Origin of the sequence: Silvimonas sp., assembly GCF_031291215.1 — a bacterium.
GTDB classification, from domain to species: domain Bacteria; phylum Pseudomonadota; class Gammaproteobacteria; order Burkholderiales; family Chitinibacteraceae; genus Silvimonas; species Silvimonas soli.
This window is the reverse complement of record NZ_JARLJK010000119.1, coordinates 29,384-55,906: the sequence shown is the minus strand read 5'-3', so window position 1 is coordinate 55,906 and position 26,523 is coordinate 29,384. Positions and strand designations below refer to the sequence as shown.

Genomic DNA, 26,523 nt, shown 5'->3' with positions numbered 1-26,523 from the left:
TCCCAAGCACTCACACTCATCGGCTGTAATTTGTTAAAGATCGTTTGCCACCAGACCCGGAAACCCTGCTAAACTCTTCGTTTTCGCCGTTTCGCTGTTGTGTCTGCAGCGGAGAAACCGAACTATACGGACCAGACCGGAACCCGTCAACACCTTCCCCCGCAATTTCTGCAATTTTCCCGCCAAGTGACTGATCGGCAAGCAATCTTTCGCAAAAACTTTTATTCCCCGCCCTAAACCCCCTCTTGTTACACCCGATTCCACCCTCATAATCTGTGTCATGTGGGGCGTTTTTCGCCCGAATTCGCGCGTTTCTGCGCACATATCATATATATAGATAAGGTTGTTCAGTCGATGCCTAAAGTCCTGATGTACAGCACCGGAGTGTGCCCTTACTGCGTAATGGCAGAACGTTTACTCGGCCAGCGCGGAGTCACCGAGATCGAGAAGGTTCGGGTTGATCTGGAAGCAGGTCGCAAAGAAGAGATGATGTCCCGCACCGGTCGGCGCACCGTGCCGCAAATTTATATCGGTGAGACTCACGTAGGCGGTTATGACGATCTGGCTGCGCTGGATCGCGCTGGCGGGCTGATGCCGTTACTGGCCGGCGAGCCGACATAGCACGCATATATATATGTGCATATATAAAGACAAACCCCGCAGTTGCGGGGTTTGTCTTTATATAACGTGTTGCACACGCTCTTTGGTCAGGAGGCGCCCAACTCACACGTGCCAGGAGCCCTTGATCCAGACCCAGCCACCATGGCCGTTGTATTGCCACACCCAATGGCCCGGCACCCAATAATGGCGCGGTGACGGCGCAACAGTAATCTGTTCAACGATGATTGGCGGCATCGGCGCTACAGCTTGTTCTATCCAGCGACCATGAACCCAGAACCAGTTATTGCCTTCCCATTTCCAGTGGCCAGGCACCCAGTTCCAGTCCGCGCCAGGCGAGCGCCCTTGATCTTCGCGAATAGGCGCAGGCATTTTGTGCACAACAGGCTGGGCGACAACTGTCTCTCGCACCACGACCTTCTCATGCGTGGCACAGCCAGAAAACGCCCCCTGAATACATGCAGCGACAACCGCCATTGTCAGTACCTGACCCATGCGATTGCCCTTAATGACCGAACCTGCTGTCGACTTCATATAGAAAACACTCCTCGCTACTTTCAATTGTTGTATAGGCGCAGTCGCTCGGGCGGCGAGTTCTTATATATAAGCCGCCCGCCATTACGCGACATTGCGACACAATCAACGCCAGCCGTAGCGTCGGGTTGACCCTGGGATGGGCCTGAGCCTGTAACCAATTGCATGGATCACACCAACATTGGCCGTTCATTGCCAATAGGGAACCTCCAGACATGGCGAGGAACCAACCACTTGTCATGCCAACGGGCGGCGCGCTGATCCGTCTCGCCGAATTGCTGCCCAATGCCCCCACTACACCCGGTGCATGTTGTAGCGATTCGTGCGATGATTTCGCCCGCGGGTGCGCTCGCACAGGTATCTATACATATATGTATTTTGATTTCGAATGATTTGAACGAGTGGCGCCAACCAGCGCAATACCAAGGAAGGGAATCGCGATGAGCGAAGAGAATCAAGAAGCGAAGCAACCGGTCTTCGCAATTCAGAAAGTGTACGTAAAAGATGTTTCGCTGGAATCGCCCAACAGCCCGCAAAGCTTCATGGAGCAAGAACAGCCGGAATTCAACGTACAGTTCCGCAATCAGGCGACCAGCTTTGATAACGGCTTTTACGAAGCCTCGCTGACCAGCACCGTGCAAGCCAAGGTTGGCGACAAGACCCTGTTCCTGGTTGAGATCACCCAGGCTGGTCTGTTCAGCATTGAAAACATTCCGGCAGAAGAACTTGATCCGCTGCTGGGCATTGGTTGCCCGAGCATCCTGTTCCCGTACCTGCGTGAAGCGGTGTCGGATCTGACCACTCGTGCCGGCTTCATGCCATTCTTGCTGCAGCCGATCAATTTTGAAGCAATCTATCTGCAACAACGCGCTCAGCAAGCTGCCGCACAAGACAATGCCGAAACACCTACAACCCACTAAGGCGTTGTGGATTACCGCACTGCTGGCAGCCATTGCCAGCAGTGCGGTACACGCGCTCGATATCCGTTCGGTTGCCCGTCATGGCGTGGTGCTTTACCAGGCACCGCAGGACAACAGTAAAAAGCTGTTCGTGGTCAGCCGCGATACTCCCCTCGAAGCCTTATCGGAAACCGACACCTGGGTACGTGTGCGGGATCGGGATGGCTTGCTGGCTTGGGTACACAAGGCAGATCTCTCTACCCGGCATTTTGTTCAGACAGTAAAAACGCTGGATGTCCGCCAGCGTGCAGATGCCGATTCACCCGTCTTGTTGCACGCCGACAAAGATGTCTTGCTGGAACTACTCGAGAACAATCACGCGGGCTGGCTCAAGGTCAAACATCGTGATGGCGTCATCGGTTATGTCCGGATCGAAGAGGTTTGGGGCGCATGAAGTTAGCAGTTTTAGGTGCAGGTGCCTGGGGCACCGCACTGGCTATCCGCTTTGCAGAGCAGCATCAGGTGGTGCTTTGGTCGCGCGACGTCGACCAGGCCGCAGAGATGTCCGCTGCCCGCAGCAACCCGCGCTATCTGCCGGGCATCATTTTCCCCGACAACCTGAGCATTCAGGCCGATTTTGGCCTCGCAGTCAGCGCAGCTGATCTGGTGCTGGTGGTTACGCCACTTTCCGGCTTGCGACCCACGCTCAAAGCCTTGCGCACACTGGATCATCGCGCGCCGGTGCTGTGGGCTTGCAAAGGTCTGGAAGCCGGGACGATGAAGTTCCCGCATCAGGTTGCCGAGGAAGAAATGGCCGCCGACGTGCCGCGCGGCATGTTATCCGGGCCCAGCTTTGCGCAAGAAGTTGCCAAAGGCCAACCTGCGGCTGTCACCATTGCCTCGACCGACAAAGCCTTTGCCCAGAATACGGTCAACGCCCTGAATACCAGCGTGTTGCGACTGTATGCCAGCGATGACTTGATCGGGGTGGAAATCGGCGCCGCAGTCAAAAACGTGCTGGCCATTGCCGCCGGGATTTGTGACGGCCTGTCGCTGGGCCTGAACGCACGCGCTGCGTTGCTGACTCGCGGGCTGGTTGAAATGGCCCGTTTTGGCGCGGCCTTGGGTGCAAAGCCAGAAACCTTTATGGGACTGGCGGGCATTGGCGATCTGTTACTGACTGCCACCGGCGATCTCTCGCGCAACCGGCGTGTCGGTTTGATGCTGGCGCAAGGCCTCAAGCTGGATGATGTCCTGAAAAACCTGGGGCACGTGGCAGAAGGCGTTCCGGCAGCACGCGAAGTTCTCAAACAGGCGCAAGCACTCGGGGTCGATATGCCGATTACCGAAGGCGTTTGCCGTTTGCTGTTTGAAAATGCGCAGGTCAAGGAAGTGCTCAGTACGTTGATGGAACGCGCTCCACGCATGGAAAACGGCCTTTAAGGCCGTTTTTTGTAGCTGAACATAACCATCAGCCGACCGTCATGCCAGCATCATCAACTTGCAACAAATCGTGAGTAGTTTCAGGGGGTTATTCTACCCCGGAGAACTACCATGTCAGACGCTACCACCGCTGATGCCGCTCTGGCTGGCAGCGGCCGCCTTCAGCTCGAAAAAAAGAATGGCCCGTTTGCAGTTCTGTTATTTCTGGTTCTTCTGGTAGCGGGCCTGGCTTTCACCACGGTCAGCCTGGTCAATGACATCGACACCACTGCCGCGCCGCTGGCCAGCTGGCTGCCGTATGGCTTGTTAGGCTTGGCACTGTTGATCGCGCTGGGCTTTGAATTCGTCAACGGCTTTCACGATACCGCCAACGCCGTCGCTACCGTCATCTACACCAACACTCTACCTGCCACTTTTGCGGTGGTCTGGTCTGGCTTCTTCAACTTTCTGGGGGTGCTGCTCTCGAGCGGCGCGGTGGCTTTCGGGATTATCTCGTTGCTGCCGGTTGAGTTGATTTTGCACGTCGGTAGCAACGCGGGCTTTGCCATGGTGTTTGCACTGCTGCTGGCCTCCATCATCTGGAATCTGGGCACTTGGGCGCTCGGCCTACCCGCATCCAGCTCGCACACCCTGATCGGCTCGATTATTGGTGTGGGTCTGGCTAATCAGTTAATGGCCTCGGGCGCGGCACATACCAGTGGCGTGGATTGGGGTCAGGCACTGAACGTCGGCAAGTCGTTGTTGCTGTCGCCCCTGGTTGGCTTTGCCTGCTCGGCCCTGCTGCTGATCATCCTCAAAAAGCTGGTTAAAGTGCCTGCACTGTACCAGGAACCGAAAAATGGCAAAGCACCGCCGTGGTGGATTCGTGGCCTGCTGGTGCTGACTTGTACCGGGGTAAGTTTTGCGCACGGCTCCAACGATGGCCAGAAAGGCATGGGCCTGATCATGCTGATCCTGATCGGCATCTTGCCGACTACCTACGCCTTGAACCGCGCCATGCCGACAAAAGACGTGCTGACTTTTGAAGCAGTGTCACAACAAGCGTCGCACACGCTGAGCCGTTATGCCCAGGCACCTGCAGCGGCGAATTTCCGCAATTCCGTTGAAACCTTTGTGCAATCCCACAAAATCCAGCCGGATACCGCAGCATCCGTAGCCGCACTCTCCGACGCTGTTTCCGCACAGATTGGCCAATACGATAATCTGCAGCAAGTGCCGCATAACGTGGTGCAGAACGTGCGCAATGACATATATCTGAACTCGGAAGCCTTGCGTGTGCTGCTCAAAGACGACAACAGCCCGATCAACGCTGCCGACAAGGCCGTGCTGACCAACTATCGCAAATCGCTGGATAGCGCGACCAAGTTCATCCCGACCTGGGTAAAAGTGGCCGTGGCGATTGCCTTGGGCCTGGGTACGCTGGTGGGTTGGAAACGCATTGTGGTCACTGTGGGCGAGAAGATTGGCAAGACCCACCTCACCTACGCCCAAGGTGCCAGTGCCGAACTGGTGGCGATGATGACCATTGGCGCAGCCGATGCCTATGGTTTGCCGGTCAGCACCACACACGTGTTGTCCTCCGGCGTGGCGGGCACGATGGCGGCCAATCACTCCGGCCTGCAGATGTCGACGGTGCGCAATTTGTTGATGGCCTGGGTGCTTACACTACCAGTGGCGATGCTGTTGTCTGGATCGCTGTACTGGTTGTTCAGCCGCTTTGCGCACTGAGTAGTAGCCTTCCCCTGCTCTGCGGTTGAGTTAAACCGACCGCAGAAAGGCGCGCTGTGCCGTGACGAACTCGTCCAGATGCGAGAGAAACGGCACATGCGCCGCCCCGCGATAGGTATGCAGCTGCGCACCTTTGATGGTTTGCTGCAGCCATTGTCCGGCGCTGAGTGGCGTCATGGCGTCGCGATCCCCGTATTGCAGCAGCACCGGTAAATCCAGCGCGCCCACTTTGTTGCGCAAATCGGTATCCCGCAAGATTTCCAGCCCGGCTTTGAGCGCCGCACTGTCTGGCTCGCCATGGCTGAAGAGGTCGTCCACCAGTTCACGGGCAATGGCCCGCGCCTCGCCACCACCCATGGTTTGCAGCGAAATAAAGCGTTTGAGTGTGCCTTTCCAGTCGCCGGAAAGATTATCGGTAAATTGCTGCAACACCGGCATCGGCGTGGCACCGGGCCAATCCGGGCGTTGGGCAAAGCTGGGCGATGAAGCCACCAAGGTGAGCGAGCGGATTTTCTCAGGTCGGGCCAATGCCCAGCTCGCCGCTGCAGCGCCGCCCAGCGACCAGCCCACCACATGCACCGGCCACGGAAAAGTCTCGTCAATGGCCTGAACAATGCGCTCCAGCGAGTACGGTTCAACCATCGCACTGGCGCCGCAACCTGGCAGATCAGCCAGATGGCAGGTGAAATCATCTGCCAGCTTTTCTGCCACACGCTTGAACACCATGCCGTTCATGGCCCAGCCATGCAGAAACACCACGTCGTCGCCGTGGCCGACGCTATCAAAATAAAGACTCAAGAGTTACTCCGTTTCAGTTACTGGCCGACTGCGCCAGCAACTCACACAAATCTGCGATCAGGTGTTCGACATCAGCGGTTTCATGCGCCGCCGACAAGGTGATACGCAAGCGCGGCGTCGGCACGGTGGGTGGCCGGATCGCCGCCACCCAGTGCCCGCGTTGTCGTAACGCGGCAGACAAGGCGAGCGCCGATTCGCTGTCTGGCATCGCCAGTGGCTGGATCGGCGTAGTCGAAGGCATCAGCGGATGACCCGCATCGGCCAGCGCATTACGCAGTAACTGGATGTGCCCGGTCAGACGCTCACGCCGCCAGTTCTCAGAAGAGATCACGTCCAGACTGGCGCTCACCGCCTCGGCAATTAATGCGGGTGCCGCCGTGGTGTAGATATATGGGCCTGCCATGTTGATCAAATAGTCGATCACCACTTGTTCGGCCGCGACAAACGCCCCGGCCACGCCCGCCGCTTTGCCCAAAGTAGCCAGATAGATAATGCGCGGCGAATCGATAGCCGCCTCTGCCAGTGAGCCGTGCCCGTCACCCAATACGCCAAAGCCGTGCGCGTCATCCACAAACAACCACGCGTCAAACTGTTCGGCCAGTGCCAGCAAATCTGCCAGCGGCGCGCAATCGCCATCCATGCTGAACACGGCGTCGACCACAATCAGCTTGCGTCGGGCAGTGGTGGTAGCCAGCAAGTGTTCCAGCGCAGCCAGGTCATTGTGCGGATAGCGTTTGAATGCCGCGCGAGATAACAAGCAGGCGTCGTTGAGTGACGCATGATTGAGCTTGTCGGCAAATACGGCGTCTTCACGCCCTACCAGGCCAGTGATCACACCCAGATTGCCCAGGTAACCCGTGGCAAACGTCAACGCGGCCGGTTTACCGACAAACGCCGCCAGTTTGTGTTCGCATTCTTCATGCGCGCTCTGGTGCCCACATACCAGATGGGACGCCCCGCTACCCACGCCCCAGCGCTGCGCTCCGGCCATGGCGGCCGCAATAATCTGCGGATGATTGGCCAGTCCGAGATAATCGTTGCTACAAAAATTGGCCAGCCGCTGGCCATCAACCTCAACGTACGGGCCTTGCGCGCTGGTTACAATCGGGCGCCGCCGATACAGATGCGCGGCACGGCGGGCAGCCAGATCGGCTTCGAGTTGGGAAAAAGGCATAACGGATGATCTCGGGATCAGATGCGCAGCACGCTGCGCCAAGGCACTCATTGTAAACGGGATAGTGCAGGAATCCGGCGGGACCAGCAGCGCTGGTTAAATGATCCAGTGCCACGCCGCAAACACGATCAATCCGCCACCAATGCCTGCCAGCAAATGCCGGGTGCGCCAGACGATCAAACCAGTCACCAACGCGCCCACCAATTGCGCGTTATGCCAGTCCAGATAAAGGTGCTCGTCTTTGAGCAGCACAATCGGCACCACGATGGCGGTGAGTACGGCGGTGGGCACAAACGCCAGCGCCTCTTTCACGCGGGCCGGGATATGCCCTTTACCCAGCCACAGTCCGGCACGCACCGGATAAGTTACTGCGGCCATACCCAGAATCAATAACAGGATATTCATCATTTTTTAGGTGACTCCATGCTGGCTACGCTCATGCCCGCGACGATGCCGGCAAAGGCGGCGGCCATTAGTCCCAGCTTGTAGGGCAGCCCGTTTGCCAGCAGCGCCACCGCACCCGCGCTGAGTGCCGCAGCCACCTGTGCGCGGCTTTTGAGCAAGGGCACCACAATGCCGACGAAGGTCGCCACCATGGCAAACTCCAGTCCCCAGTTGGCAATACCGGGAACACTGCGGCCAATCAAAATGCCGACGATGGTCCAGAACTGCCAGTTGCAATACATGGCCATCGCCGAACCGAGGTAATACGGGCCAATGCGCAATGGCTCGCCGCTATCGACTTTGTGATACACGATGGCAAAGGTTTCATCGGTCAGAAACCACGCCAGCAATGCGCGCCAGCGCTTGGGCAGCGCACTGATATGCGGCAGCAACGTGGCACTGTAAAGGGCGTGGCGCAGGTTGACGATCAAGGTGGTGGCGATAATCACCAGGCTCGACGCGCCGCTGGCCAGCAAAGTGACAGCCACAAACTGGCTAGAGCCACCGTACACCAGCAACGACATCAAAACAGTCGCCCACGGCGGCAAACCGGCAGTAGAGGCCAGCGTGCCAAAGATCACCCCGAAGGGTGCGGCGCCGACCAGCATGGGAATGGTATCGCGGGCGGCCTGCCAGAATCCGGCGGCCGGCGCGAGAGAGGTATCAGGGGATTTCGCGTTCATGGCCATATGATAAACGAGGCTCCCGCGCTTGCCTCGCCACAGTTGCGCCGAACTCTTGTATAAACAGTGCATAATTACGCACCGGTAAGTCACCCCCACGATCCATGCCCCACCAATCCCGCTGGTATCACCCCTTATGCATTGCACCGCGCTCGCTCAAACCCTGGTTGACCGAACGCGGCTCACTGACCGCGCGGTTGGTGGCGCACTTTCCAGGGTTTCATGTTCGCGTATTGCGCCAGATGCCCCGCTCCGTGCACCACGACGAACTACGTAGTCTGAAAATCCAGCGCCAGCAAAAAGCCATTACCCGCGATGTGGTGTTGATGAGTGGCGATCTGCCGCTGGTCTACGCCCATAGTGTGGCCACTCGCGCCGCCACTCGCCGTGGTTTTCGACGACTGCGCGGTATCGGCAACCGTTCGCTCGGTTCAATGTTGTTTGCTGACCCCACCATCCGGCGCAGCCCACTGGCTTGGCGCCGGGTGGATCGCCGTCATCCATTGTGGCAACAAGCCCAGGCTGCAGTCGGCCCGATGCCACCACGCTTGTGGGCGCGGCGCTCATTGTTTGCGACCGGCAATGATCTGCTGCTGGTAACAGAAGTATTTTTGCCTCCGGCTTTTGCCGTGCCCTCGGCAAACCCTCGCACACCGGGCTAACCGCCACGCTCTCGATAAAAAACCCCGGCCAGGTATCCCGCCGGGGTTTTTCATGGTCGGCCAAAAAAACCGCCGATATCGCCTTAATACGAGATCACATTGGTACCGGCATTGCCCAGCGCCAGCAAGCGATAGAAATCAAAGCTGAGCGAATGCAAATCCTGACTGGTGCCCGAACTGGAAGCCGTCCAGGCCGTGCCAGCGGGAGTGCCATTCAGCGTTACACCACCTGCACCCGCCGCAGCAAATTGTGAGCCATACACCACCGAATACAGGTTCTGATTGGTCGGCGACGATTGCTGTGCCCAAGTCACGCCATCCGCGCTTTGCATGATGGTACCGTTCGCGCCCACTGCCACGAACAAGGCATTACCAAAGGCAATGCTGTACAGATCGTTGGTGGTATTGGATGTCACCAGCGTCCACTGCCAACCATCGGTACTGGACAAGATCACGCCGCCAGAACCCACCGCGTAGAAGGTGCTGTTGGTGCTGTCATAAGTAATGCCATAAAGATTGGCAGTCGTTGGTGCGGGTTGAATCGTCCAGGTATAGGCGTTAGTGGAAGTCAGCACCGCACCGTTATCACCCACGGCCACGTAGTAGGTGCCATTGAACGAAATGGCTCGCAAATTGGCTGCGGTACCGGACGCTTGCACAGTCCAGGTGGCGGCATCCGGGCTGGTCACAATGGCACCGTTGGCGCCGACGGCCACAAATACATCGGCCAAAGCGGTGGTATAGGTTGCCGCGTACAAATCATTGGCCGTGCCAGAACTGCGCGCCGTCCAGTTGATGCCATCCGGGCTGGTATTGATCGCACCGCCCGCACCAACCGCTGCATACAGGTTAGTCCCCCAAGCTTGCCCATACTGATTGCCCGCCGAGAAGGCGTTGCCATTCAGCCAGGTATAGCCCGACGCTTGCGGTACCACCGTGACCGCAGCGGTGGCCGAACCCGCCGGGCCACTGTCTTTGGTCGCATTCATCAGGAACGAATAGGCACTGCCGTTCGTCAAGCTGGCCACCACGTAGGGCGAACTCACGCCAGACAGAATCATGTTGTGCGGCTGATCCAGCACGTTACTCACCGTTAGATTGCTGGTCATCGCGCCAAACAACCAATAGCTCAGGCCCGATTGCTGGTTCCAGGTCACGATGGCGGCGCCATCGGCAGCGGTCACACTAAAGCCGCTTGGGGCAGAGGGCGAAGAAGAAGAGGAAGTACCGTTGCAGGCAGCCAATGCAATACAGGCGCCCAGGGCAGCGCCCCAGCTATAAAACTTGTTCACGATGAGCGGATTCCATTCATGGATGGTTAGTCAGCATAAGCAGGCGGTCATCGGGGGAACCGGACCGGCCAGATCACGCTGGTTTTGTCTGTTCCGCACGCGTAGCGCGCGGGCTGGAGCTTTAACGCTTGATCCGGGCAACGGAATACAACGCGTTTGTATCTGGCTGACACATTGCACCGGCCTTTTCAGCCACGCCCGCTTTGCGGCACACTGCGCACTCAAAACTGCGCTATGAAAAAACATGACCACTACCGCTAAACCGTCGCGCCTGACGCTGTATCTCAAACTCACCCGCATGGATAAACCTATCGGCAGCCTGCTGCTGATGTGGCCGACCTTGTGGGGCTTGTGGTTTGCCGGTGCCGGCAAGCCCGATGTGCTGGTGGTAATCATCTTTATCATCGGTACCGTGCTGATGCGTTCGGCCGGTTGTGTGATCAACGACTACGCCGACCGCGACTTCGACGGCCATGTCGAGCGCACCAAAAACCGGCCCATGGCCGCAGGGCTGGTCAGCACGCGAGAGGCGCTGTGGCTGGCCACGATCCTGGCGCTACTGGCGTTTGCGCTGATTCTGCCGCTGAACGCGTTGACCAAATGGATGTCGCTGCCTGCGGTTTTTGTCGCGGCGAGCTATCCGTTTACCAAGCGTTTTCTGGCGATTCCGCAGGCTTATCTGGGCATTGCCTTCGGCTTTGGCATTCCCATGGCGTTTGCCGCGCTCACCAACAGCCTGCCGCCGCTGGCCTGGTTGCTGTTGCTGGCCAACGTGTTCTGGAGCGTGGCCTACGACACCGCCTACGCCATGACCGACCGCGCCGACGATCTGAAAATCGGCATCAAGACCTCCGCCATAACCTTTGGCCGGTTTGATGTGGCCGCGATCATGCTGTGTCACTTTGCCTTTCTGGGCCTGATGGCGGCGGGCGGCTGGCTGACGGGGCGCGGCGCTGTGTATCTGGCCGGTCTGGCGTTGGCCCTGGCGCTGATGCTGTTCGATCAATACCGCTTGATCCGCGAGCGCGACCCACAAAAATGCTTCAAGGCTTTCCTCAATAACAACCATATCGGCGCAGTGATCTTTGTGAGTCTGGTGCTCGACTACTGGTTGCACTGAATTGCGTCTTGATCCGCGCCAGGTTGCGCTGACTCTTTCTGATCTGGAATCCGGCACCCCGCGCCAGTGGTACTGGCTGGAAATCGCCGCGCTGTACCCCAAGGCAGGGCAGGCATCCAGCCGCTTCGGTCTGGCTTTGCTACGCCGTTTCGGGCCAGCGGTGTGTTGGCGACTGTTGCAGCAAAGCGGTGTCGATGGGACCGCGCTGTATGCGCCGCAAGTCCAGACCTTGCAACGGCGCTCACGGCAGACGTTGCAAGACGCCGCCCTGTTTACCGCCACCTTGCCATTGCTGCTGGCCGGGTTTCAGCGCTTGCCCGCCACCATTACTTTTGTACTGTGGCTAGGCGTGTTTCTGGGCAGCGTATGGCAAGCCGGGGCGGTGTTGCGGCAAATCCAGCCGCCCGCCATTGCAGAGCCCATTAACGACGATGAAGTGCTGGATGAAGAAGCGGGTCCGGAAGACGTAGTGGGCTTGCAAGCCATGCTGGTCGCGGTCGGGATATCTGTTCAACAGGCCGGGCAACTGATCACCCAATTGCACACCGACCCGGTACTGGCCCTGCCCGCGCTTAATACCCTGTTGCCCAATCTGCCGCCGCCCACACCTGGCCGCCGTGAACATCTGCTGGTCGCTTTGCGCGCCTGGCTCACCGTTCTGTTGCCGGTGACGCTGGCGTTTGGCTGGTTGCCCCTGCTGGCAGGACTGGCGTTGTGTGTGGTGTGGAGCAGCGCAATCATTTGGCTCTCCGGTCGCCACCGCGCGGCGGCGCTGGTCGTCGTGAGCGGGTTGATGTCATATGGCTTTGGGCGTTTGTGCCACTGGTTATGAACTGCGGGCATTTGTCCGCCTGTCTTGCCCGATAGCCCCTGTGCTAAAATCCCCGGCTATTCTATTAACCGAATTCAGGAACCTGCATCATGGCCGGCCATAGCAAATGGGCGAATATTCAACACCGTAAAGGCCGCCAGGACGCCAAGCGCGGCCAGGTTTTCACGCGACTGATCAAGGAAATCACCGTTGCCGCCAAAATGGGCGGAGGTGATGCCAACATGAACCCGCGCCTGCGTCTGGCTATCGACAAGGGTCTGGCGGCAAATATGCCCAAGGACAACATCCAGCGCGCAGTGGATCGGGGCACGGGTAATCTGGAAGGCGTGGATTACGCCGAAACCCGCTACGAAGGCTATGGCATTGGCGGCGCGGCGGTGATGGTCGATTGCCTGACTGACAACAAAGTGCGGACCGTGGCCGATGTGCGTCATGCTTTTGCCAAGTACGGCGGCAATATGGGTTCGGATGGCTGTGTGGCATTCCAGTTCAAGCATTGCGGTTATCTGATCTACGCGCCGGGTACGAACGAAGACGCACTGATGGAAGCGGCGCTGGAAGCAGGCGCCGAAGACGTGGTCACCAACGAAGACGGCTCGATTGAAGTCATCACCCCGCCGTACGAGTTTGTTGGCATCAAGGAAACACTGGAAGCCGCTGGCTTCAAGGCCGAGATCGGCGAAGTGTCGATGAAGCCGCAGGCCGAAACCGAATTGACCGGCGACGACAGCATCAAGATGCAAAAACTGATTGATGCGCTGGAAAGCCTGGATGACGTGCAAGAGGTGTACACCACCGCCGTCATGGATGAGGAAGAGTAAGCCAGTCTGTCCTTTCGACAACCCCGAAGCCCGCGCCGATCAAAATGCGGGCTTTTTCATGCCCACCGTGGGTAGAAAAGGCGTGAATTGATCGAATCGGCACCAAAATTGACGACAGCAGAACCAAGCCCAGGATCGCGGCGGTTGATACTGGATGCGTGTTCAATCCATCGGCGAGGAGCCTGTCATGTTCAAGCGTATTGTGCCGTTTGTGTTTTTCTTCAGCGCCATGGGCAGCGCTTTTGCAGCGGATTTTGAAGTCCATAGCGACGACCTCAAAACCGGCGTATTCAACCAGACCCAAATCGCCAACGGCTTCGGTTGCCAGGGCGGCAATGTCTCACCCCAAATTGCCTGGAGCGGTGCCCCGGCAGGCACCAAAAGTTTTCTGATCACCATGTACGATCCGGATGCGCCGACCGGTTCTGGCTTCTGGCATTGGATACTGGCCAACGTGCCAGCCAACACGCAATCGCTGCCGCGCGGTGCGGGGAACGACAGCAACCAGTTGCCAGCAGGCACGCTGCAGATCAGCAATGACACCGGCAAGCCAGGTTATCTCGGCCCCTGCCCGCCCACCGGCGAGACTCACCGTTATCAGATTTCCGTGATCGCCCTGAAAGTCGATAAACTGGATATCGACCCGCAGGCCACTCCGGCAGTGACCGGCTTTACCGCCCATTTTCAGACGCTGGGTAAAGCCACAATGACAGCCCGCTTCGGGCGTTAACACTGGAAGACCGCCTTGTTCGCCCGCGCCGCCAGATCACACTGAACTGGCGGCGCGTTTGCCAACCCGTTCTGGAATCCGCATGAGCCGCACGATTTTTGCCCGCCCCGGCATTGGCGCCACCGCCCGTATCCTGCAGCATGGGGAGCAGGAGATGGTGCGCATGCCCATGGATCATGCGGTGCTGATCATGGTGCGCCAGGGTTCCAAGATTTTGCGCTGGCAAGGGCGCGAATGCCTGATCAAGCAAGGTGAAGCGGTCGCCATTGCCGCAGGACAAGTACTCGACGTCACCAATCTGCGCCCGCATGAGGGTGTTTACGAATCGGTCTGGTTGAATTGGCAACCGGAGTTAATCGAACAATACGCAGCCGATTACGGTCATGCCCGCGATTACGTGCGGGATGTTTTGCCAATCGGGACACTGCCAGCGGCATTCAATCTGGCTTATGACGGCGCGCTGGCCGCCTTGAGTGACGCCCACAATGTACCCGATGCCATCGCCCGGCATCGACTGACCGAAATGCTGCTCTGGCTGGCTGGGCAAGGCGTGCATTTTCGGCCTGGCACGCCGGTCACTTTGCATAGCCGCATCCGCGGTCTGATCGCCGCTGCGCCCGCTGATGCGTGGAACGGGCCAGCCCTGGCAGCGCAATTGGCCATGAGTGAAGCCACTCTGCGGCGCAGACTGGCTGGCGAGGGCATGTCATTGAGCGAGTTACTGATTGATGTGCGCATGTCTTATGCGCTGACCTTGCTGCAATCAACCGATCGCCCGGTGTCACAGATTGCGCTCGATGCCGGTTACGAATCGCCTTCGCGCTTTGCCATTCGTTTTCGCAAACGCTTTGGCTTTGCACCGACGGCAATTCGCGGCCATCAACGGACTTTTGCCACGGGCGCTGTCATCGCATAAAGATTGCGATAAATCCTGCCACTGATTGCGAGCGCTGCAATTGGGCAAACCACAGCCTCATGCTATAAACCTGCGCAAGACCTTTTCTGGCTGCGCTCATGCCGCAACGCTCTGCTTTTGTTTTTATTCTGGTTTTTCTGACGGCGCTGATCGCAGCCGACTACGGCGGCTGGCGGTTGACCCGACCAGTGGATCATTGGGTGAACGACCGTTTACTGGCCCGTCACGCGCCGCTGCACGCGCCATCTGCCGATATCGTCATCATTGATATCGACCAGAAAAGCCTGACCGCACTGATAGACGAAGCCGGTAGCTGGCCGTGGCCGCGTGCCATGCATGCCGAATTGCTGGATGCGCTAGCCCGGCAACAGCCCAAAGCCGTGGTGTTCGATTTGATGTTCAACGAGCCCGATACCTTTCGCGCCGACAGCGACAAACTATTTCAGGACACGGCGCGTCAACATGCCGACGTGTTGTATCTGCCCAGCGTGCAACTGGCTGATGGCACAGGCCCGTTGTTGCGTAACCTGCCGCCTTCTCTTGGCCTGATCAAAACGCCAACGGCCAATCTGAATGTCAGCTTGCCGCTATTGCTGCCGTGGGCCATGCCGCAAGAAACCTGGCGTGGCGGGCTGATCAATTTTCTGGCTGATAATGACGGCGTTGGCCGCAACTACTTGCTGCGCCGCAACTTCGAAGGCTGGCAGATTCCTGCGCTGGCCGGGCAACTGGCAGCAGATCAGCATTGGCAAATCCCGCCGCAAGATCGCATCACGCTGAACTGGACAGCGCCACATCGGCGAATCAGCTTTAGCGACTTTTATCTGGATTTCAACAGCGAACACCCCAAGCGCGCCAGCAATGAATTTGCCGGCAAGATCATCCTGATCGGCACCGCCGCGCCTGGTCTGCAAGACTTGCGCCCGACGCCCATTGCGGCCGCGTATCCCGGCGTAGAGATTCTCGCCACCGCCATCGACAACCTGCAGCATGGCGACTGGCTGCGTAGACCGCACCACGTCTGGTTCGGCTTGTGGGCGCTGGCTTTGTGCGGCTTGCTGGTGCTCGGTTTCTGGCGCGGTATCAACATGCTTTGGCTAGGCGTGACACTGATCATCACCAGCGTTCTGAGCGTTGTTGCTGGCTGGCTGGCGCTCGGGCAAAACTGGCTACTTCCGCTGTATGGCCCGCTGGCTTGGGGCTGGCTCTGCTATTGGCTGTGCGCATTGCAAGCCTGGTTATCTGAAAAGCGCCGCCGCGAGCGCGCCATGCAGATGTTTGGACGCTTTCTGGACCCGCGCGTGGCCCGGTCGCTGGTCGATAGCGCTGATCTGGCCGTGGGCCAGCGTGCCCACAGCCAGCAGATTACCGTGCTGTTTTCGGATATTCGCGGCTTTACCAGTTTGTCCGAGGCGCACCCGCCAGAATTTGTGGTCGATTTGCTCAACCGCTACTTCACCCGCCAGGTCGCCGTCATTTTCAAGCACGGTGGCACGCTGGATAAATTCATTGGCGACTGCATCATGGCATTCTGGGGTGCACCGACTGATGATCCAGACCACGCCCGTCACGCCGTCGCCGCCGCACTGGAAATGGCTGCGGAACTTGCGGCATTCAAACAGACACTGAGTGAACTGAATCATCTGAATACGGAGTTTGATGTCGGTATCGGCATCCACACCGGCACCGCAGTGGTAGGGTTCATCGGCGCACCGTCACGGCTGGATTACACAGTGATTGGCGATACCGTGAATCTGGCCAGCCGCATTGAAAGCCAGACCAAAGGTATCGCCCGGATTCTGGTTTCAGACGCCACCCGTCAGGCGTGCGGCGATGCGTTCGGATTTGTAGATTGTGGAAGTCACCACGTCAAAGGCCGTGAACAAGCCGTACAGTTGTTCGAGCCCAAGGAAAAATAATGAAAACACCCGTCAACCGTTATCGCTCAATCTTTAGTGTGCTGCTGCTATGTACCGCTGCGCTGGTCCATGCCGAAAGTGGCACACTGATTCGCCAATCCGATCTGAAACAAAAACCGTTTCTGGATGCAGCCACCGTCACTCGCGTGTCCGTCGGCAGTAGCGTCACAGTTACCGGCCGCCAGGGCGCATGGATGCAGGTGAAAACTACATCTGGCCAGAGCGGCTGGGTCAAGCTGCTGAATGTGCGCACTTCGTCTGGCACGGCCAGCAGCGGCTCCACGCTGGGCACGCTGGCCAAGGTGATTACCACCGGTTCATCCGGCACGACCGTCACTACCGGGGTGAAGGGTCTGACCAGCCCGGAGGTGACTTCCACTCACCCCAATCCGCAGGAACTGAACAAGCTCAACGGTTACGCCGTCAGCAGCAGCAAGGCCGCGCAAGCCGCCCGCGCGGCGAATCTGACCAGCAAATCGGTACCGTATATTGACCCGACCACGGCAGCGACCACCGGCAATGCACCAGCACGCGGAGGTAACTGACATGCGCAGCCATATTCGTCGTTTCTTCGTCGTCGCCCCGCTGTGCGTCTGGTTTTTGGCACAGCCCGCTGCGGCACTGGATCTGAATAACCTTTTCAATCAGCTCAACAACAATCCCGACCTGGTCAACGCCATTGGCAGCACGGTCAAAAACCTGAGCGACGCCAACCGCACTATCGGCCCCAAAGAGGAACAGGAAATCGGCAACGGACTGGCCTCGAACATGCTCGGCGCCGCTCCGCTGGTGGCCGATGCCTCGCTGCAACGTTATGTGAACGATGTCGGCGTGTGGGTGGCCAGCCAGAGTGAGGCTGTGGGCGTGAACTGGCGCTTTGGGGTGATCGACACCAACACCATCAACAGCTTTGCCATGCCGGGCGGCATTGTGTTCATCACCAGGGGCTTGCTGGCACAGATGCACAGCGAAGCCGAACTGGCTTGCGTGCTGGGACACGAAACCACGCACGTGCTACGCCATCATCATGTGCGCGCCATTCAGTCTGGGGCTGGGAAAGATGCGCTGGGCAATGCCTTGCAAGGCGTGGTCGCCTACAAGGGCAATCAGCAAGCGCAGCAGATCGGTGCCAATCTGGCTTCCGGGTTTTCTGAAGTCTATGTGCGCGGGCTGGATAAAGACGACGAATTTGCCGCCGACATCACCGGCATGGTGTTGTGTGCCCGCGCCGGTTACAACCCCTACGCCCTGCCCGCCGTGCTGCAAACGCTGGACGCCTTGAACCCGCAAGACAGCAATCTGCAGTTGATGTTCAGCACCCACCCCAGCCCGCGCGCGCGGCTGGACAAGATTGATCAGGTGGTCGGTGACCGGCTGGAACCCTGGGCCAGCGGCACCGAGAACACCTCGCGGTTCAATGCGATTGCGGCAAAGTATGGCGTGAAGACAGCACCGTAGCCGCTGGTAGCCCGCTGGCATTGGGTCCAATCATGACGGCGGGTGGTCACCGTATGTCCTGTTTCCTCCAGGCACCGCGCCGGCGCTGGCTATGCTTGAAGCCACCGCCGTCCCGCCACTTTGGGCCACCGGTTCCATTAGACGGCCAGCAAGGAGCTCAATTCATGTCGCAATCCACCTCTAATAACCGCCGCATCTTGCTGGCCTCGCGCCCGCATGGCTTACCGGTCGCAGCCAATTTTGATGTGGTCTCCAGCGCAATCCCGACACCGGCTACCAACGAAGTTTTGCTGCGCACGGTGTATCTGTCGCTCGACCCCTATATGCGCGGCCGGATGAGCGACGCGCCGTCGTACTCTCCACCGGTACAAATTGGCGAAGTGATGGTAGGCGGCGCAGTGAGTCGGGTAGTAACTTCAAGTCACCCTGACTTTGCACCCGGCGACTGGGTGCTGGGCTACACCGGCTGGCAGGATTACAGCGTGGCCAATGGTAAAGCGCTGGTGAAACTGGATGGCAAATTGCCGCCGTCGTGGGCCTTGGGCGTGTTGGGGATGCCCGGATTTACTGCCTACATGGGCTTGCTCGATATCGGCCAGCCCAAAGCGGGCGAGACCGTGGTGGTTGCAGCGGCCTCTGGCGCAGTCGGCTCAGTGGTCGGGCAGATTGCCAGGCTCAAAGGTTGTCGCATTGTCGGCATTGCCGGTGGCGCCGAAAAATGTCGCTATGTAGCCGAAGAACTGGGCTTTGACGCATGTATTGATCATCGTTCTTCCGATATGGCGCAGCAGCTGGCCGCCGCCTGCCCCAAAGGCATTGATGTTTATTTCGAGAACGTGGGCGGCGCGGTGCTGGATGCCGTGTTGCCGCTGCTCAATACCGGCGCTCGCGTGCCAGTGTGCGGCTTGATCGCCAACTACAACGCCACCAACCTGCCCGATGGCCCGGATCGTCTGGGTCTGTTGATGGGCACTATTCTGAAGAAACGCATGAAGATGCAGGGTTTCATCATTTTTGATGATTACGGCCATCGCATCGGCGAATTCCAGCAGCAAATGGGCGCGTGGCTGCAGGAAGGCAAAATCAAATATCGCGAAGACGTGGTCGACGGACTGGAAAATGCGCCGCAGGCATTTATCGGGCTACTGCAGGGCAAGAACAACGGCAAGCTGGTGATTCGCGTCGGCGCAGACTAACGCTTAAGCCAGACTTATCCTGCAGCCATCACCTTGGTTCTGCACGGTAGTCCTAAGCCGGGTCGCCTTAAAAGCCACCCGGTTTCATTTGCATGGCCAAGTTCAAAGTGTCTCATCAGTCCTCGCCACGGCGAGTCTCAGGCGCTTTCGCTGAGATTGAGCACAATCAGGCTGGCAATCGCCAGACCTAGCCCCAGCAATTTGACCGATGACACGGATTCGCCAAACCAGGTAATCCCCACCACCGCCGTCAACGCGGTGCAGGCGCCAGCCCACACGGCATAAGCGAGGCCAATTTCCAGTTGTTTGGTGGAAAGCGCCATCAGCCAGATCGCGCTGAGGTAGCAGGCAATGGTGATTGCCGTGGGCAGCGGGCGGGAAAAGCCAGCGGAAAACTTGAGCCCAACGGTGCCTATCACTTCGGCAAAGATGCTGAGCCCCAGAAAAATCCAGGCAGGTTTGATAGCAGGCATGCAGATCCTCACAACCCAATGTTTATACCGAACATTGAGAGCAGGAGAGCAGCGGTACCCAGACGGCATAACGGTATGTCATCCAGACCGGGAACACAAGTTGAGGCAGATGCGCACACCCAAGCGACCAGGCCTGTAGCATCGACCCTGGCCCGTCATCGCCAAAACCTTACACAAACTCAATCCTTGTAAGCACAGATTCATGGCTGAAAACCGCCACGGTTTCTGAAGCAACAACATGCCAAGGTAGCATGCACGTCCCCTGCCGACGGCCGATTATTAAAATCAGCGCAACAACGTGGAAAATGCAAATAGACGCAATCAAAGTCCGCTTCTTTCAAGACCAAGTGGGCCTTGTCTTTTTGCCGCGAACCTGATGCCAGCAATGCTAATTTTCACAGCCCTGCTGCGTTATCTGCATGAAACCTGGCAATGGAACAACACGAGAATGAGGTCGTTGAAACCAGAAAACCAATTCAAATACAAATCTGACTTTTAAAAAAAAGATGTATTGCCGATTAAGAAAACATCCAGCGAAGGGCTATTTTCAGCCAGCTTTGCTTTTGGTTCTTCATAAAAAAAGCAGTTGTACAAAATAATAACCCGCCCCCAAATTGTCTGAAAACGAATCGCAGCCTCGATTCTGGATTGTTGCAGATGAAACCCTAAGTTTCTTATAAGTAAAGTGAAACGAAATTAACATGTAAGCAAAATAGTATTTTTCGCTTTTCACCCTGAGCGAATTACATGAAACTTCTTCACTTCACCTGGGTACCTGTGCTGGCCGCCCTGCTTGCTGGCTGCGGCGGTTCTTCTGACAGTTCGAGCACTCCCACTCCGACGCCTACACCGGCCCCGACGCCAGCGCCGGTTGCAGTTGGCCCGACTGCAAAGCGAGTCTTGCTGATCAGCATCGATGGCATGCATCAACAAGATCTGAGCGTTTGCGTGGCCAACGGCGGTTGCCCCAATCTGGCGACGCTGGCGCAAACCGGCGTGACGTATACCGGTGCAACCACACCGGGCTTGTCGGATTCTTTCCCGGGTCTGGCCGCGCAACTCACTGGCGGTTCGCCCAAGACCGCAGGCTTGTTCTACGACGTGTCTTATGACCGCACGCTGTACGCCCCAGGCGACGCCACCTGTACCGGCGCTCAAGGCTGGAACGTGGTGTTTGATGAAACGACAGGTGTTGATGCGTTGAATGGCGGCGCACTGGTGCACATTGATGGCGGTGGCTCGTTCAACCCGCAGGCGATCCCGCATCAGAAGCTCAATGGCGTATGCGTGCCGGTTTATCCGCATAACTACATCAAAACCAATACCATTTTTGAAGTGGTCAAAGCCAACCTGGCTGGCTCGCGTACGGCATGGGCAGACAAGCATGCCTGGGGTTATGACTGGGTGAATGGTCCTTCCGGCAAGGGTGTGGATGATCTGGCCCGCACGGAGATCAACTCTACCGATGCCGCTACCGGTACGGATTACACCGACGTCTATACCCACACCGAAACCTTCGACAATCTGCACGTGCAGGCCATCATCAACCAGATTGACGGGAAAGACTCCACCGGCGCTGCAGCCAGCGTGCCGACGCTGTTCGGCACCAATTTCCAGACTTTGAGCGTGGCACAGAAAGCAACGCGGGCCAGCGGCGGCGGTTATACCGACGCGGTCTTCACCCCGGGCCCGCAAGTCAGCGCAGCCATCAAGTATGTGGATGCCGCGCTGGGCAAGATGGTGGCAGAACTCAAGGCGCAGAACCTGTATTCATCGACCTTGATTGTGGTGTCCGCCAAGCATGGCCAGTCGCCTTCCGATCATTCCTTGCTGATCAAGAATGGCGATACGTTGAGCGCCTTGCTCCAGGCAAACAATTATCTGGATTCGACCGGGCACTTTGGCCAGAACGCCACCACCAGCGGCAGCCTGAATGATGGCACCGGCTTGTCCGGCACTGGCATGGTACAAGACGATGATGTCGGCCTGATCTGGCTGCATGACCAGTCACAACTGCCCGCCGTGCTGGCTACCTTGCAGGCCAATAACGGTTGTACCGGCACCGGCATCTGCGCCAACAACGCCCAGGCTTATATCTTGTCGGGCTCGCAACTGGCGGCAGAATTTGGCGACCCGGCACAAGGCCGTACGCCAGATATCATCGTGCAACCTAATCCGGGCGTCATTTACACCAGCAGCACCAAGAAAGATGCCGAACACGGTGGCAACGCGCCAGACGACAGCCACGTAGCGCTGCTGGTTTCCTACCCGACATTGACCGGGCAGACCAACACCACGGCGGTTGGGACCACGCAGATTGCCCCGACCATCCTCAAGGCACTGGGCCTGGCACCGACCTTGCTGAACGCGGTGCAGGTGGAAGGCACTGCGGTACTGCCAGCGTTGGGATATTGATTTACCCAATCGACAAAACGCACGTAGCAAACTGGTAAAAGAAAACGGCCCGCTGGGCCGTTTTTTTCATATGGATGTACGGATATCCCGCTTGGGCCTTTGCCGCTGCTAGTTGGAAGAGTCTGGTGCGGCAAGCACATCCAGCGCGGGAAACGTCACCCGTACCCGCAGACCACGCTGCCGGGCTTCATCTACGTATGCCAGTGCGATATGGGCGCCGATACGTTCGGTAATGACCTTGACGATGGATAGACCCAGCCCGGCACCGGTTTCGTCATTACCCAGCACGCGATAAAACGGATCAAACACCCGCGCCAGTTCTGCGCCAGAAATTCCGGGACCGGTATCGTCAACCTGCAACACGACCTGCTCGCCGTGCGATTCCACCGCAAGGTCTATTCGCCCGCCAGCGGGGGTGTAACGAATCGCATTATCCAGCAGATTTTTGACCAGCACTTTCAGGTCGGCCTCCTGGGCACGGATCAGCGCGTCCTTGCCATCGACCACGCCGATATCAAGCTGCTTGGCTTCGGCCAGTGGCAGCAGGTCTTCCAGCACCAGCCGAAAAATATGCTGGATCGACACCGTATTGGGTACGTCGCCAGCCGTGCCTTGCATTCGCGCCAGGGTCAGCAACTGGTCGATCAGGATGCGGGCGCGTTCGATGCCACCGCGCAAGGCAGTCAGGCGCTCTTGCGCCTGGGGCGACATTGGGGCCGTACTCAGCCGTTCGGCCTGTAACGACAGCGCGGTGAGCGGCGAGCGCAATTCATGCGCGGCGTCCGCCACAAAGCGCCGCTGGCCTTCCATTGATTGAGCCACCCGCCCCAGCAAGCGGTTGATGGCCACCACAAACGGGCGGATTTCGCTGGGTAAAGTATGCGGTGCGATCGGGTGCAGTTCTTGCTCACCGCGCTGGTCAATTTCCTGCGAGAGTTCGGCAATCAGCCTGAACATCTTGCGCACCAGATCGGCCACCACCAGCAACAAAACCGGCACTAGAATCAGAAACGGCAACAAAGTGCGCAAGGCGCTATCACGGGCGATTTCGTCCCGGACGACCGTTTCTTGCGACACCGCAATGCGCGCACCACCGCGCACGGTTTTGATCAGCACTCGATAAGTATCGTCGCCGGTGACCAGTGTTTGCATTCCGTCTTTCAAACTGGCCGACAGCGCCGGTGTTGATCTGTCGTCATCGCCGGGCGTATTGGCGTCAACCGGAACACGCTGCACCACGACTCTGACGTCTTCCTCTCGGTCGGAGAGTTTGCGCGGGTTGCCTACTGGTGGTAGCGGCAAGTGATGCTCGTCAAACAACAAGGCGACCTGACGCAGCGTCTCATCCTGCAGTTCGTGCGCTTCATCCTGGGCTGTAAAAAAAGAAAACGCGCCAGCAATGATGGCGACGCCCAGGATGACCACTGCCAACCACAGCGACAACCGCAGTTGCAGCGAGTCTTTTATTCGCTCTTTGAAACCATCCATCCCACGCCCCTTATATTTTTGATGGCTTCGTTGCCCAGTTTTTTGCGTAGTGAGTGGATCAGAAACTCAACCACGTTGCTTTCGACTTCTTCGCCCCAGCCATAAATGCGGTCTTCCAGCGCGGACCGCGACAAAATCGCACCGGGACGGCTCATCAAGGCTTGCAGCAATGAAAACTCGCGGCTGGACAAGCGCTGCGGCGCGCCATCCTTGAAGGTGGCTTCACGGGTGGTTGGGTCCAGTTCCAGATTGCCATTGCTCATGACCGGCATGACCTGGCCATTTTTGCGCCGCAGTACGGCGCGGATGCGGGCCAGCAATTCGGCCATCTCAAATGGCTTGAGCACGTAGTCGTCAGCACCGCTATCCAGCCCGGCCAACCGGTCAGCCAGCGCGTCACGCGCAGTAATGATCAATATCGGCACCGGGTTATCACTGCTGCGGATGCTGCGCAGTACGCTCAGGCCATCTTTGCCCGGCAAGCCCAGATCAAGCAGCACGACGTCGTAATACTGACAGGCGACCGTATCCATGGCGTTTTGCCCGTTACGCACCCAATCTACCGCGCAGGATGCGTCACGCAGCGCGGCCTGGATTACCTCGCCGATCATGGCGTCATCTTCGACCAGCAATACCCTCATAACGACCTCACCGACTTGATAGCGAGCGCTTCCGCGTGCTGAGCCAAAGCGCTACGCAAGAATCCACAGGGCAATTCATCAACCTTGTTTATACACAGCCTGCCCTGCCTGCATGGCGCGCAACCGCTTACTCCAGCCATTGCGATCCAGTCAGATGCTTGCGGGTAGCGCTGAGATATCCCACCAGGCCAATAGTGGTCAGCAAGAATAACCCGCTGGTGACCAGCTTGCCCAAGCCCAGACCACCGTCATGGACCGGCTGGGCCAACCAGTCGCTACAGGCATTTCCAAAGGAGCAAGTCAGCACGCAGGCGGTCCAGAAACAACTGGTGGCGCTGAACTCCAGCAGGTAATGGCCCACTGCAACCAGCCCGAGCGCGACACCCAGTAACAGAACCGTGAAGGCATAACCGGGATGCAGATTTTCTGCCACCCAGTCGCCAGCGATTGTTCCCAGCGCAAAGGTGAACAGGATGGCTAGCCAGTAAAACAACTCACGTTTGCGGGTGACTATCGAGCGAAAGGACACCGAACTTTCTTCGGCATGCCACACAGCCAAAGTAATCCATAACATCACGCAGAACAAACCAGTGGCATAGGTCAGCGGCACACTCAGTTGGTCAATCAGGCTGTCGCTGAGCAACGCACCGGCCATGCCAACCAGCAACATGCAGCACCAGTACAGCCACGGCGTGAACTGACGGCTGCGCACCTGCGCTGGCAATATCGCCATCAGCAAGATCCCAAGGACCATGCAATAACCCGTCAGACCTGATCGCGGATCGGCATTGAGCAAATCCGCTGCCGACTTGCCGACGGTGGTCGACATCATTTTGATCAACCAGAACAGCATCGTCACTTCCGGCACTTTGACCGGCCTTGCGGGAGCAGGTATTTCGGTGGCGAAATCGATCACCATAAACTCCTGCCCACCAAAGTCACCACACTGTGGTCGTAGCGGGTCATTTTGGTATCCAGCCACGTCTGATGAGTGGTTGCCCGACAAAGCGGTAACATTGTTCCACCCATTGAAACAGCCAGCTCATCAAGCGTTGTGGCTGGCGGCATAGCGCGGCAGTGAGGGCTGCGACAATGGCAGCACCCAGCATATCCAGCGGGAAATGCACGCCCAGATAAATACGCGCCCACGCCACTGGTAAACCCGTTAACGCCAGTGCGACGCCGATTCGGCGCAGGTGTGGATGCAAAGCCAGGCTGAATGCCACGGCCCAAAGCAGCGTGAGGTGATCACTGGGGAAAGATGAGTCAGCCACGTGCTGGATCAAGGTATGCCCCACACCGATCATGAACGGGCGCGGGTGCTGCCAGACCAGGCCAATCAACTGGTTCAGACCCAGCGCAAGCAGACCGGCAGTGGCGGCCTCTGTGGCAAAACAGCGGGTGGACGCGTTGCCACACAACCAGCAGATCACCAGCAGCAACGGCACCAGCCAGATCAAATAATCAGCCAGCACCGTCGCGCACAGCACGGTCCCGGCGGAGGGGTGAGCAGGCGCATTCATCCACAAAAACAGCGCTTGATTGAGTTCTTCCAATTTCCGGCTCCGTAAACCAGGCAAAGCCTGCTGCCAGCCCAAAGGGGTGGCCGTGGCGCAAACACAAGCTGCGCGCACAATTTTGAAAGCTGGAATGTACCTGGGCTGACTTAGCCAGGACTGAGGTCGCCACTAAGGCTGTTCTAAGTATCAAAGAACATGCTAATGAAGCGCGCAATTGCGCTTGAAACGGGGTGGGGAAGTTTGGGTGCCCGCTTTGCAGGCTCGGTCCGGGGGGTCCGGGCAAGCGTGAAGGCGCGGTTACACAACGTGAATCACTCTGCCTTCTTTGCAGTTCGATCTGCAGTAACGTCAGGACGCAATGCTGCGCCTGGCAACACACACAGGGAGTTTTGCCATGTCAGTTGGCGCCGTAGCATCCAGTTCGCTCAATGTTTCCATCAAATCGCCGGTCGCTTCGGCATCCAGCAGCAACACTGCATCTTCGGCCACTCAAGAAGCGAAAGAAACCGCAGCACAAACGGCACAAGAAGCCCGCGGTGGTGACCACCAAGCGCAACGGCTGGAACAAAAACGCGCCCAGGCGGCGGCCAATCAACCCGGCGCCACCCCGGCTGCATCCAGCCAAAGTTCGGTATTGACCAGCACTTCGGGCAATCTGATCAACGTAAAAGCTTGAATACGCCAGGGTCAGTCGTCGATGCTGGCCAGCGCGGGACCAG

The 26,523-nt window shown here is 58.1% G+C and carries 28 protein-coding genes; 17 read left to right on the top strand and 11 right to left on the bottom strand.

Annotation, left to right across the window (positions count from 1 at the left end; genetic code table 11):
* The first annotated feature begins 354 nt into the window (after positions 1 to 354).
* Positions 355 to 621: a glutaredoxin 3 gene (gene grxC, locus P4L78_RS12660; protein ID WP_283150743.1), complete on the top strand. Its 267-nt coding sequence runs from the start codon at positions 355 to 357 to the stop codon at positions 619 to 621.
* Positions 622 to 723: 102 nt separating this feature from the next.
* Here grxC and P4L78_RS12655 read toward each other — a convergent pair whose 3' ends face one another.
* Positions 724 to 1,152 (bottom strand): hypothetical protein, encoded by a 429-nt coding sequence (locus P4L78_RS12655; protein WP_309328412.1) that lies wholly within the window; start codon positions 1,150 to 1,152, stop codon positions 724 to 726.
* Positions 1,153 to 1,592: 440 nt separating this feature from the next.
* Here P4L78_RS12655 and secB point away from each other — a divergent pair, with 440 nt between their 5' ends.
* The 4 genes from secB to P4L78_RS12635 all read left to right on the top strand — a co-directional run bounded on the left by secB (position 1,593) and on the right by P4L78_RS12635 (position 5,222).
* Entirely contained in the window at positions 1,593 to 2,072 is a 480-nt protein-coding gene (secB, locus tag P4L78_RS12650) for a protein-export chaperone SecB (RefSeq protein WP_283150745.1), read from the top strand.
* Positions 2,047 to 2,505 (top strand): SH3 domain-containing protein, encoded by a 459-nt coding sequence (locus P4L78_RS12645; RefSeq protein WP_283150746.1) that lies wholly within the window; start codon positions 2,047 to 2,049, stop codon positions 2,503 to 2,505. Before secB ends, P4L78_RS12645 begins: the two co-directional genes overlap by 26 nt.
* The gene (locus tag P4L78_RS12640) at positions 2,502 to 3,494 is read left to right on the top strand and encodes an NAD(P)H-dependent glycerol-3-phosphate dehydrogenase (protein ID WP_283150747.1); all 993 of its coding nucleotides are present in this window, start codon (positions 2,502 to 2,504) and stop codon (positions 3,492 to 3,494) included. Before P4L78_RS12645 ends, P4L78_RS12640 begins: the two co-directional genes overlap by 4 nt.
* A 111-nt stretch (positions 3,495 to 3,605) precedes the next feature.
* Positions 3,606 to 5,222, top strand: a complete 1,617-nt coding sequence (locus P4L78_RS12635; protein ID WP_283150748.1) for an inorganic phosphate transporter — start codon at positions 3,606 to 3,608, stop codon at positions 5,220 to 5,222.
* Positions 5,223 to 5,252: 30 nt separating this feature from the next.
* Here the strand turns inward: P4L78_RS12635 and bioH are convergent, their stop codons facing one another.
* From bioH to P4L78_RS12615, 4 genes are all read right to left on the bottom strand, one after another.
* Positions 5,253 to 6,020: a pimeloyl-ACP methyl ester esterase BioH gene (gene bioH, locus P4L78_RS12630; protein WP_283150749.1), complete on the bottom strand. Its 768-nt coding sequence runs from the start codon at positions 6,018 to 6,020 to the stop codon at positions 5,253 to 5,255.
* A 13-nt stretch (positions 6,021 to 6,033) separates the two neighbouring features.
* Positions 6,034 to 7,194, bottom strand: a complete 1,161-nt coding sequence (bioF, locus tag P4L78_RS12625) for an 8-amino-7-oxononanoate synthase (RefSeq protein ID WP_309328411.1) — start codon at positions 7,192 to 7,194, stop codon at positions 6,034 to 6,036.
* 96 nt (positions 7,195 to 7,290) lie between these two features.
* Positions 7,291 to 7,602, bottom strand: a complete 312-nt coding sequence (locus P4L78_RS12620; protein WP_283150751.1) for an AzlD domain-containing protein — start codon at positions 7,600 to 7,602, stop codon at positions 7,291 to 7,293.
* Positions 7,599 to 8,321 carry an AzlC family ABC transporter permease gene (locus tag P4L78_RS12615; protein ID WP_283150752.1) on the bottom strand — a complete coding sequence of 241 codons (723 nt, stop codon included), beginning with the start codon at positions 8,319 to 8,321 and terminating at the stop codon, positions 7,599 to 7,601. Before P4L78_RS12615 ends, P4L78_RS12620 begins: the two co-directional genes overlap by 4 nt.
* A gap of 104 nt (positions 8,322 to 8,425) precedes the next feature.
* On the opposite strand from P4L78_RS12615, the gene P4L78_RS12610 reads away from it, so the two are divergent.
* Positions 8,426 to 8,983, top strand: coding sequence for a chorismate lyase (locus P4L78_RS12610; RefSeq protein ID WP_309328410.1), 558 nt, complete (start codon positions 8,426 to 8,428; stop codon positions 8,981 to 8,983).
* Positions 8,984 to 9,066: 83 nt separating this feature from the next.
* On the opposite strand, the gene P4L78_RS12605 is transcribed toward P4L78_RS12610, so the two are convergent.
* Positions 9,067 to 10,275, bottom strand: a complete 1,209-nt coding sequence (locus tag P4L78_RS12605; protein WP_309328409.1) for a hypothetical protein — start codon at positions 10,273 to 10,275, stop codon at positions 9,067 to 9,069.
* 244 nt (positions 10,276 to 10,519) lie between these two features.
* On the opposite strand from P4L78_RS12605, the gene ubiA reads away from it, so the two are divergent.
* From ubiA to P4L78_RS12560, 9 genes are all read left to right on the top strand, one after another.
* On the top strand, positions 10,520 to 11,395 hold the full coding sequence (gene ubiA / locus P4L78_RS12600; protein ID WP_309328408.1) for a 4-hydroxybenzoate octaprenyltransferase: 876 nt from the start codon (positions 10,520 to 10,522) through the stop codon (positions 11,393 to 11,395).
* A 1-nt stretch (position 11,396) separates the two neighbouring features.
* Entirely contained in the window at positions 11,397 to 12,227 is an 831-nt protein-coding gene (locus tag P4L78_RS12595) for a hypothetical protein (protein WP_309328407.1), read from the top strand.
* 89 nt (positions 12,228 to 12,316) lie between these two features.
* On the top strand, positions 12,317 to 13,048 hold the full coding sequence (locus P4L78_RS12590; protein WP_283150757.1) for a YebC/PmpR family DNA-binding transcriptional regulator: 732 nt from the start codon (positions 12,317 to 12,319) through the stop codon (positions 13,046 to 13,048).
* A 187-nt stretch (positions 13,049 to 13,235) separates the two neighbouring features.
* Entirely contained in the window at positions 13,236 to 13,778 is a 543-nt protein-coding gene (locus tag P4L78_RS12585; RefSeq protein WP_283150758.1) for a YbhB/YbcL family Raf kinase inhibitor-like protein, read from the top strand.
* Between the two features lie 82 nt (positions 13,779 to 13,860).
* Entirely contained in the window at positions 13,861 to 14,694 is an 834-nt protein-coding gene (locus P4L78_RS12580) for an AraC family transcriptional regulator (protein ID WP_283150759.1), read from the top strand.
* Between the two features lie 98 nt (positions 14,695 to 14,792).
* Positions 14,793 to 16,613: an adenylate/guanylate cyclase domain-containing protein gene (locus P4L78_RS12575; RefSeq protein ID WP_309328406.1), complete on the top strand. Its 1,821-nt coding sequence runs from the start codon at positions 14,793 to 14,795 to the stop codon at positions 16,611 to 16,613.
* Positions 16,613 to 17,158: an SH3 domain-containing protein gene (locus P4L78_RS12570; protein WP_309328405.1), complete on the top strand. Its 546-nt coding sequence runs from the start codon at positions 16,613 to 16,615 to the stop codon at positions 17,156 to 17,158. Before P4L78_RS12575 ends, P4L78_RS12570 begins: the two co-directional genes overlap by 1 nt.
* A gap of 1 nt (position 17,159) precedes the next feature.
* On the top strand, positions 17,160 to 18,071 hold the full coding sequence (locus tag P4L78_RS12565; protein WP_309328404.1) for a M48 family metalloprotease: 912 nt from the start codon (positions 17,160 to 17,162) through the stop codon (positions 18,069 to 18,071).
* A gap of 164 nt (positions 18,072 to 18,235) precedes the next feature.
* Entirely contained in the window at positions 18,236 to 19,267 is a 1,032-nt protein-coding gene (locus P4L78_RS12560; protein WP_309328403.1) for an NADP-dependent oxidoreductase, read from the top strand.
* Positions 19,268 to 19,404: 137 nt separating this feature from the next.
* Here P4L78_RS12560 and P4L78_RS12555 read toward each other — a convergent pair whose 3' ends face one another.
* Positions 19,405 to 19,740: a multidrug efflux SMR transporter gene (locus tag P4L78_RS12555; RefSeq protein WP_283150764.1), complete on the bottom strand. Its 336-nt coding sequence runs from the start codon at positions 19,738 to 19,740 to the stop codon at positions 19,405 to 19,407.
* Between the two features lie 747 nt (positions 19,741 to 20,487).
* Here P4L78_RS12555 and P4L78_RS12550 point away from each other — a divergent pair.
* A complete protein-coding gene (locus P4L78_RS12550; RefSeq protein WP_309328402.1) occupies positions 20,488 to 22,155 on the top strand; it encodes an alkaline phosphatase family protein in 1,668 nt (555 codons plus the stop codon).
* Between the two features lie 108 nt (positions 22,156 to 22,263).
* Here the strand turns inward: P4L78_RS12550 and P4L78_RS12545 are convergent, their stop codons facing one another.
* From P4L78_RS12545 to P4L78_RS12530, 4 genes are all read right to left on the bottom strand, one after another.
* Positions 22,264 to 23,643 (bottom strand): ATP-binding protein, encoded by a 1,380-nt coding sequence (locus P4L78_RS12545; RefSeq protein ID WP_309328401.1) that lies wholly within the window; start codon positions 23,641 to 23,643, stop codon positions 22,264 to 22,266.
* Complete coding sequence (locus P4L78_RS12540) at positions 23,619 to 24,284, bottom strand: response regulator transcription factor (RefSeq protein ID WP_309328400.1); 666 nt, start codon at positions 24,282 to 24,284, stop codon at positions 23,619 to 23,621. Before P4L78_RS12540 ends, P4L78_RS12545 begins: the two co-directional genes overlap by 25 nt.
* Before the next feature lie 127 nt (positions 24,285 to 24,411).
* Complete coding sequence (locus P4L78_RS12535) at positions 24,412 to 25,203, bottom strand: hypothetical protein (protein ID WP_309328399.1); 792 nt, start codon at positions 25,201 to 25,203, stop codon at positions 24,412 to 24,414.
* Positions 25,204 to 25,246: 43 nt separating this feature from the next.
* Positions 25,247 to 25,840 (bottom strand): undecaprenyl-diphosphatase, encoded by a 594-nt coding sequence (locus P4L78_RS12530; RefSeq protein ID WP_309328398.1) that lies wholly within the window; start codon positions 25,838 to 25,840, stop codon positions 25,247 to 25,249.
* Between the two features lie 358 nt (positions 25,841 to 26,198).
* On the opposite strand from P4L78_RS12530, the gene P4L78_RS12525 reads away from it, so the two are divergent.
* Complete coding sequence (locus P4L78_RS12525) at positions 26,199 to 26,480, top strand: hypothetical protein (protein WP_283150770.1); 282 nt, start codon at positions 26,199 to 26,201, stop codon at positions 26,478 to 26,480.
* Positions 26,481 to 26,523: the final 43 nt, after the last annotated feature.

Coding starts and splice junctions, on each gene's coding strand:
- grxC (WP_283150743.1), top strand. CDS start 355: ATGCCTAAAGTCCTGATGTACAGCACCGGAGTGTGCCCTTACTGCGTA.
- P4L78_RS12655 (WP_309328412.1), bottom strand. CDS start 1,152: ATGAAGTCGACAGCAGGTTCGGTCATTAAGGGCAATCGCATGGGTCAG.
- secB (WP_283150745.1), top strand. CDS start 1,593: ATGAGCGAAGAGAATCAAGAAGCGAAGCAACCGGTCTTCGCAATTCAG.
- P4L78_RS12645 (WP_283150746.1), top strand. CDS start 2,047: ATGCCGAAACACCTACAACCCACTAAGGCGTTGTGGATTACCGCACTG.
- P4L78_RS12640 (WP_283150747.1), top strand. CDS start 2,502: ATGAAGTTAGCAGTTTTAGGTGCAGGTGCCTGGGGCACCGCACTGGCT.
- P4L78_RS12635 (WP_283150748.1), top strand. CDS start 3,606: ATGTCAGACGCTACCACCGCTGATGCCGCTCTGGCTGGCAGCGGCCGC.
- bioF (WP_309328411.1), bottom strand. CDS start 7,194: ATGCCTTTTTCCCAACTCGAAGCCGATCTGGCTGCCCGCCGTGCCGCG.
- P4L78_RS12620 (WP_283150751.1), bottom strand. CDS start 7,602: ATGATGAATATCCTGTTATTGATTCTGGGTATGGCCGCAGTAACTTAT.
- P4L78_RS12615 (WP_283150752.1), bottom strand. CDS start 8,321: ATGAACGCGAAATCCCCTGATACCTCTCTCGCGCCGGCCGCCGGATTC.
- P4L78_RS12610 (WP_309328410.1), top strand. CDS start 8,426: ATGCCCCACCAATCCCGCTGGTATCACCCCTTATGCATTGCACCGCGC.
- ubiA (WP_309328408.1), top strand. CDS start 10,520: ATGACCACTACCGCTAAACCGTCGCGCCTGACGCTGTATCTCAAACTC.
- P4L78_RS12590 (WP_283150757.1), top strand. CDS start 12,317: ATGGCCGGCCATAGCAAATGGGCGAATATTCAACACCGTAAAGGCCGC.
- P4L78_RS12585 (WP_283150758.1), top strand. CDS start 13,236: ATGTTCAAGCGTATTGTGCCGTTTGTGTTTTTCTTCAGCGCCATGGGC.
- P4L78_RS12580 (WP_283150759.1), top strand. CDS start 13,861: ATGAGCCGCACGATTTTTGCCCGCCCCGGCATTGGCGCCACCGCCCGT.
- P4L78_RS12575 (WP_309328406.1), top strand. CDS start 14,793: ATGCCGCAACGCTCTGCTTTTGTTTTTATTCTGGTTTTTCTGACGGCG.
- P4L78_RS12570 (WP_309328405.1), top strand. CDS start 16,613: ATGAAAACACCCGTCAACCGTTATCGCTCAATCTTTAGTGTGCTGCTG.
- P4L78_RS12565 (WP_309328404.1), top strand. CDS start 17,160: ATGCGCAGCCATATTCGTCGTTTCTTCGTCGTCGCCCCGCTGTGCGTC.
- P4L78_RS12560 (WP_309328403.1), top strand. CDS start 18,236: ATGTCGCAATCCACCTCTAATAACCGCCGCATCTTGCTGGCCTCGCGC.
- P4L78_RS12555 (WP_283150764.1), bottom strand. CDS start 19,740: ATGCCTGCTATCAAACCTGCCTGGATTTTTCTGGGGCTCAGCATCTTT.
- P4L78_RS12550 (WP_309328402.1), top strand. CDS start 20,488: ATGAAACTTCTTCACTTCACCTGGGTACCTGTGCTGGCCGCCCTGCTT.
- P4L78_RS12545 (WP_309328401.1), bottom strand. CDS start 23,643: ATGGATGGTTTCAAAGAGCGAATAAAAGACTCGCTGCAACTGCGGTTG.
- P4L78_RS12540 (WP_309328400.1), bottom strand. CDS start 24,284: ATGAGGGTATTGCTGGTCGAAGATGACGCCATGATCGGCGAGGTAATC.
- P4L78_RS12535 (WP_309328399.1), bottom strand. CDS start 25,203: ATGGTGATCGATTTCGCCACCGAAATACCTGCTCCCGCAAGGCCGGTC.
- P4L78_RS12525 (WP_283150770.1), top strand. CDS start 26,199: ATGTCAGTTGGCGCCGTAGCATCCAGTTCGCTCAATGTTTCCATCAAA.